The following is a 1,204-nucleotide window of genomic DNA, read 5'->3' as shown; positions in this document are numbered from 1 at the left end:
CTTTGTACTGGCGGTCCGCGTCTTCCAGCGCGGTCAACTCGTGCAGCTTTTCCCATTCCCAGAAAATGGATTCGTCAATCTCACCGAACAGCGACAGCTGGATCAGGCGCAGCACGGTTTCCATGATGGGCGTAATGGTGCGCGCCTGGTAGCCGGCTACGCGGTCGTACCAGACGCGGATCTCGCCATCGCTGGTGGCGTTCAAACCCGAGGGCGTGATGCCGAATGCCTTGACCAGCGGCTGGCCCGACACGGCGCACTGCTGTTCCTGCGCCTGGGCTTGCAGATCCGACAACCCCGACAGCGGCGTGTTGATCTGGAAGAACTCTTCGGTCGTCATGTCCAGAAACGCGATATTGCGGTTGTCGCGCATCTGGTTAAACAGCGCCGCCCGGTTGACCAGGTCGGTCGCGCCGCCGGGCTGCAGGTACTGCTGCAGGTCGGTCTTCACGCCGGTAATTGAGAATTGCTTGACGGTATCGCTGACCGACTGTTGGGTACGCAGCCAGTTATCCACGTAGGGCATCGCTAGCTGGGTTAGGCTGATACCGCGGAACGAATACGTCGGCTTCAGCATGTCCGGCACGGGACGGCTGATCATGGTCTGCAGGCGCGAGGCGTGCACTTCGGTGCCCAGCATCCACCAGGTCGACGGCTTGTAGAAGTCTGCCGCAGTCGGGTCGATCGAATTGTAGTTGTTCGGCGTCACCCAGTACGGTTCCACCACGCGCACCGCTTCGAACGACCCTTGACGGACCGTACCGGGACGCAGCACCAGCGGCGTGTCGCGGTGCTTGTCGTCGCCGCGCAGTTTGAAGTAGGCATGGCCGCCGCCGAACGCCTGATCGTGAATCACCAGCTGGCGCACAACGGACTTCATGTCGATGCGCTTGATCTCGGATTCGATCTTTTCCAGCACTTCCGGCGGCGTGGAGTCCGACGCCTTGACGTGGCCCCACTTGCGGATGCATTCATCGGCCAGCGTCTCGTGCATGGTCCGATACTCGGTCAGCTGGGTCAGCAGCGACAGGGTCGGAAAGCCCGGAAAGCCGGTGCGCGTGATGAACGTCAGGGCGTTCATCGACGTGCCGTTGAAGTCCATGGCGTGCTCGGCCGCCTTGCGCTCGGCGGTCGAGTAGTTCTGCATGTCGGTTTCGTACTTCTCGGCGCGGCGCATCGACGGCGACAAGGGCTCTGCGGTCAA

General features: G+C 62.0%; 1 protein-coding gene. It reads right to left on the bottom strand.

Annotated elements, in window-relative coordinates:
- Nucleotides 1-1,204 (bottom strand): phage portal protein (locus tag AC0N32_RS19770; protein WP_476395546.1); only part of this gene is annotated, 1,204 nt, incomplete at both ends.

This window comes from Chryseobacterium endophyticum, from assembly GCF_056333165.1.
The sequence above is the reverse complement of the archived record's forward strand: the minus strand, read 5'-3'. Positions and strand labels throughout refer to the sequence as shown.